Origin of the sequence: Vibrio sp. 10N.222.49.A3 (assembly GCF_041475145.1) — a bacterium.
GTDB classification, from domain to species: Bacteria; Pseudomonadota; Gammaproteobacteria; order Enterobacterales; family Vibrionaceae; genus Vibrio; species Vibrio tasmaniensis_A.
Map to the genome: position 1 here is coordinate 1 of NZ_JBFRVM010000218.1, position 2889 is coordinate 2889.

Sequence of the window (2889 nt, forward strand, 5' to 3'; positions counted from 1 at the left end):
CTGACTGGAGCAGATCATATCGTTACTATATCAGCTCCAAAGTGCTAAGCGCAGAGCAAGCTGCGATGGCAGTTAGAGAGCATTGGGATATAGAGTCAATGCATTGGGTACTTGATGTCAGTATGAATGAGGATGCGTGCCAGATATACAAAGACCATGGAGCGGAGAATCTATCTTGCTTGCGTCATATGAGCTTAAATATGCTCAGAGAAGAGCCAACTAAGCTAAGCATTGTTGGGAAGCAAAAGCGATGCATGATGAATACAACCATTCTAGAGGCAGTATTAAGTGCTGGTTTTACTCAGGCGGTGAAAAACTAGGCACTCATGCGGTCGCCCTGCTGCTCAATTGACACTAAATTATGGTTTTTTTATACAACCTCATTCAACTGAGGTATTTACTCTATTTTTTAACGAAAATACCACCATATTCTAGTTAAAAGTGAACTGCTGTATCGAATTCACGCTAAGTTGATGTTAATTTAGCCAATATTCGGCTATATTACACTCGATGAATAAGGGCGTAACGATTTTTATTCTCACTCCTCGGTTGTTAAGGTAGGTAATGTGCCATTAGTCATGGCGTTATTTTTAGAATAAATGTGGGTTCATTGATGAGTATTAAAGATTTAAGTGTAGTAAAGAAAATTGGGTTGAGTTACTTAGCCGTATTTCTGGTTTTTGCAGTTGTTTCTGTAGTGATGATGTCGAGTTTATTATCACTGACTAAAAACACAGCGATATTAACTGATAAAAGCCTGCCATCGGTTGCCTTGCTTAAAGGTATTCAAGTTGATATTACAAAAGTTCGTAAAGATGAATTTTCGCTTCTGTCAAATGCAAAGCATCCCAAAATCGCGGAATGGATAGAGGAGCTTGAACAATGGAGGGAAAATGTTCAACAAGGTATTTTATCGTATGAAGCTCTAGCGCTGAGTGAGCAAGAAAAGCGTTCTTTTAAAGTATTTAAAGATACATGGAATAGTTATATTTCTGAAACGCAGCAATATAATTATTTACTTGCACAAGGTAAGGCAAAAAAAGCAAATGAAGTTGTTTTATCTAGTTTCACTACATATACAAAAGCTCTTACTAGCTTGGACAATACGCTTAGCTTAAATGATGAGCTTATAAATCAGCTAAAAGTAGAAGTACAAAGTGAATCTCAATCGACTCAACTTACTGCCACCGCTGGTTCCTTAGTCATTATCGGTATGATAATTCTTTCGTCAGTTCTGTTATCTCGAGTAGTTTGTAAACCGGTTAATCGAGCTTTATGGTTTGCTTCTCAGATAGCTAAAGGTCAGTTGAATAATACAATTGACGAAAGAGAGTTAACTGAAGATGAACTTGGTACTTTGCTGAAAGAGTTAGTATCAATGCAAAATAATTTGCATTCTTTAGTCTCAGAGGTGAGTGATTCTACAATTCAATTAACAGCAGCGGTGGAAGAGGTGAGTGCAATATCAGCTCAAACGGCTTCAGGAATGCAAAATCAACAATTAGAGTTGAGTTCTGTTGCATCGGCCATGACAGAAATGCAGGCCGCAGTTAACGAGGTAGCGCAGAATACAGAAAGTGGAGCTACCTCAGCAAACTCAGCAACTGAAGTTGCAAAGCACGGAACCGAGATTTTAAATAAAACAATCCAAGAAATTGATAAGGTCACTAAAACAATACAAAACACAGATGAATTGGCAAGTGATCTAGAAAATAGTTCAAGTAGCATTAATGTTGTTGTTGATGTTATTAGAGGGATTGCGGAACAAACGAACCTATTAGCCTTGAATGCTGCAATAGAAGCTGCTAGAGCAGGAGAGCAAGGGAGAGGCTTTGCTGTAGTAGCTGATGAAGTTCGTTCTCTGGCTCAACGAACGCAAGAATCTACAACGCAGATTGTCGATATTGTTGAAGACTTACAAGAAAAAACCATCAAAATGGGGGAGGCAAGCAGGGAGTGTCAGAGTGGTATCGCTACATGTGTTGACCAAGTCAATGAGGCTGGAGAACAAATTGATATGATTGAACACTCTGTCGAGAATATTGCTCAGATGAGTACTCATATTGCAACAGCATGTAGTGAGCAAAACTCAGTGTCAGAAGAGTTAAATCGAAGTGTGGAGCATATTAATTCAGCATCCTCAGAAATGGCAGAAGGCACTTCACAAACCGCTATAGCGTGTCAGGAAATCAGTAGTCTAGCTCATAATCTCCAATCGAGGATGGGAGCATTCAAGCTATAGAAAGGTGCACTACGCCTTAGATTTTTTTAATCAGGAGTGGCGTTGTTGATCAAATCAGCTCGAAGATCAACTCTAAGCCATTTCTGTCCAGAATCTTCATAGTTGGCACTTCGTAACGTAGAAGTGCCCCATAATCACTAAGAGTAAATGGTCATACACATTCTATTCATCTGTGTTTGCAATATCTTTTCCTCATGCCTAGAGCTCCAACAATGTAACTAAATGTTCTAATCCACAACAGACTAACCTTCAATCACACTCACGCACGACATGTTGTTCAACTATTTCTAAGCTATTGAATAATTGAGAACTAAAGGGAAGTTTTGATTGATAACATGCCTTGAATTGGAAGCAATATGTGCTTGCACGGTTTTCAACTAGAAATTAGATTCAAACTAATTATATGCATAATTTTCAGTTGGTTAGATAGGGTTCTTGAGATATGCTGAATACATAAATTCGTGCTGGCACGATATTAAAATGTTAGGCATCAAAATGTCAATATAAGGATGAGTATGAAATTATATAAGTATGTCTCGGCAGATATAGCCAAGTTAATTTTAAAAAATCGAACAATTCGTTATACGCAACCTGATTTCGGCTTTGTTGCGTAATTCAGTGGAACTAAATCCAGAACCTACGATCTG

General features: G+C 38.2%; 2 protein-coding genes. Both read left to right on the top strand.

The window, feature by feature from the left end:
* The coding region (locus AB4589_RS23350) for an ISAs1 family transposase (RefSeq protein WP_372101793.1) at positions 1–320 on the top strand (320 nt) is incomplete at its 5' end.
* A gap of 293 nt (positions 321–613) precedes the next feature.
* Entirely contained in the window at positions 614–2242 is a 1629-nt protein-coding gene (locus tag AB4589_RS23355; protein WP_017096612.1) for a methyl-accepting chemotaxis protein, read from the top strand.
* Positions 2243–2889: the final 647 nt, after the last annotated feature.

Bases quoted from the DNA above. Each gene is read 5' to 3' on its own strand.
- AB4589_RS23355 (WP_017096612.1), top strand. From the start codon at position 614: ATGAGTATTAAAGATTTAAGTGTAGTAAAGAAAATTGGGTTGAGTTAC.